3 protein-coding genes are annotated in these 2,421 nt (G+C 71.7%); 1 reads left to right on the forward strand and 2 read right to left on the reverse strand.

The annotated features are described in order from the left end of the window. Together ACVMLK_RS20720 and motA are read right to left on the reverse strand one after the other, a co-directional pair. A partial coding sequence (locus ACVMLK_RS20720; protein WP_457487501.1) for a hypothetical protein occupies positions 1-458 on the reverse strand: 458 nt, incomplete at its 3' end. Positions 459-673: 215 nt separating this feature from the next. Then, on the reverse strand, positions 674-1,561 hold the full coding sequence (gene motA, locus ACVMLK_RS20725; protein ID WP_422926043.1) for a flagellar motor stator protein MotA: 888 nt from the start codon (positions 1,559-1,561) through the stop codon (positions 674-676). 118 nt (positions 1,562-1,679) lie between these two features. Between motA and ACVMLK_RS20730 the strand changes: the two genes are divergently transcribed. After that, the coding region (locus ACVMLK_RS20730; protein ID WP_457487502.1) for a hypothetical protein at positions 1,680-2,421 on the forward strand (742 nt) is incomplete at its 3' end.

The raw sequence follows: 2,421 nt of genomic DNA on the forward strand, positions 1-2,421 counted from the left end.
GGCACGGGCGTGGGGGTGGCCAGGGGCGCGGCCGGCGGCGGGGCGCCGCGCAGCAAGGCCTCCGCCTGGTCGCGGCCGAGCAGGCCGAGGCGCACCGCATCCTCCAGCAGGCGGCGCCGCGCCGCCTCGATCCGTTCGGCCTGCGGCGCCAGCTCCGCCCCGGAAGGGGCGCCGGCGGCGGGGCGCAGATCGACATAGAGCATGCCGTCGAAAGCGCCGCTCTCGGCGGTGCAATCGCAGCTGCCGTGCAGCCGCAGCACGGTCTCGCCCGCGTCCTGGCGCACCGAGACGCCGGCCAGCTCGCGCGGGCGGCGCAGGCCGGACTGGTCGATGCGATAGGCGCCGCGCAGCCGCAGCTCATGGTCCTGGCCCAGCCGGCGCAGGCTGTAGGCGGGGATCTCGCCCAGATGCAGCACGACCCGGCCGCGATCGGCATGCTGTCCGCCGCGCAGCCGCACCGCCAGGGATGGCGCCGCGGCCGCGGCGTCCCGCCCGGCGGGGGGCGGAACCGGTTGCGCCTGAACGGGTTGGGGCTGAACGGGTTGGGCGGGCGCAGATTGGGCCGAAGGGGATTGCGCCGAAGGGGATTGCGCCGGAGCGGGACCGGCCATCGGCAGGGCAAGGCCGGCCAGCAGAACGGCCCTTGGCAGGGCGGCGGCGCGCGGCATGGGGCTCAGGCCCCCTCGCCGTCGGTCTTGACCCGGCCGGCCTCGCGCAGCTGCTCTTCCATCTGGTCGAAGCTCGGCTGCAGCTTGGAGGGCACCGACTGGCGCCCGACCTCGACGCAGATCTGCGGCGAGAGGTTCTCGAGATAGCTGGTGATCACCGCCCGGGTGACATCGAGCATGCGCCGCTCCTCCTCGACGATGCCCTTGATCCGCGCGGCCAGCGGACCGACCAGGCCATAGGAGAGGAAGACGCCGAGGAAGGTGCCGACGAGCGCCGAGCCGATCATGCCGCCCAGGATTTCCGGGCTCTCGCTGATCGCGCCCATCGCCTTGATGACGCCGAGCACGGCGGCGACGATGCCGAGCGCGGGGAAGGCGTCGGCCACGGTCTGGATCGCCTTGGCCGGCTTGAGGTTCTCCGCGTGGCGCTTGTCGATGGCCGCCTCCATCATCTCGCCGACGCGGTGCGGGTCCTTGTTGTTCAGGGTGATGGTGCGCAGCGTGTCGCAGACCAGGCCGCGCAGCGCGGGCTCGGCGGTCAGCCGGGTGTAGCGGCTGAAGATGGGCGAGGTCTCCGGCTTCTCGATATGCTTCTCGAGCTTGGCCGCACCCTCCTTCTGATGCGTGCGCAACAGCAGGTAGAGCAGGCAGAGCAGGTCGTTGAAGTCCTGGCTCTTCCAGCGGGGGCCCTTGAAGGCGATGCCCAGCGACTTGAATGTTTTCGCAACGCTGGCGGCATCACCCATGATCAGCAGGGTCATCACGCCGCTGCCGCCGATGATGATCATCTCCGGGCCGATGGCATGGAGGATGACCCCCATCTTGCCGCCCGCGATCAGGTAGCCGCCGAAGATGGCGACGAAGACTCCAAGGATTCCGGCAATCTGGATCATCGCGTTGCAGCGGCCTCGCCTCGTTGCGACAGACGGCCTGCAGGCGGCCGATGCATCCCTCTTATCATTTCGCATGCCTTCGTGCTATGGACATTTTTCGCAAAATGCGGAGTGCCCCATGCCCCAGCCGGTCTCCCTCCAACCCCTGGCCGACCCGGCCGGCCGCGCCACGCGCGAAAGCCTCGGTCGCTACAATGTCGATTCCCGGGTCACCGGCGCGTTGCGCAGCGCCGCCAGCGCCACGGGCGTCGGCTTCGAGGTGCTGGCCGCCAAGGCGGCGATGGAAAGCGGCTTCCGCAGCGACGCCCAGGCCGGCACCTCCTCGGCGCGCGGCCTGTTCCAGTTCATCGAGCAGACCTGGCTCGGCGTGGTGCAGGAGCATGGCGCGGCGCATGGCTTGGCCCAGGAGGCGGCGGCGATCACCCGCCAGGGCAGCCGCCTCACCGTCTCCGATCCGGCGCTGCGCAGCCGCATCCTGGCGCTGCGCGACGATCCGCAGATCGCGGCCAGGCTCGGCGCCGAGCATCTGAAGGACACCGCCGATGCGCTGGCCCCGGCCCTGGGCGGCCGCAAGCCGGACGCGACCGAGCTCTATCTCGGCCACTTCCTCGGCCCGCGCGGCGCCACGGCGTTCCTACGGACCCTGTCGAGCGATCCCGACAAGGCGGCGAGCCAGGTGCTGCCGGAGGCGGCGCGGGCCAATCCGGCGATCTTCCGCGGCGCCGACGGCGCCCCCCTCTCGGTGCGGCAGGTGATGGAGACGCTGCGCGGGCGGGTGAGCCAGACCTATGCGCAGCTCGGCCTCGCCGCGCCGGACGGGCCGCTGAGCCTGACCGCCGCGCAACCGGAGGCGACCACCG

This window comes from Teichococcus aerofrigidensis (genome assembly GCF_054073225.1).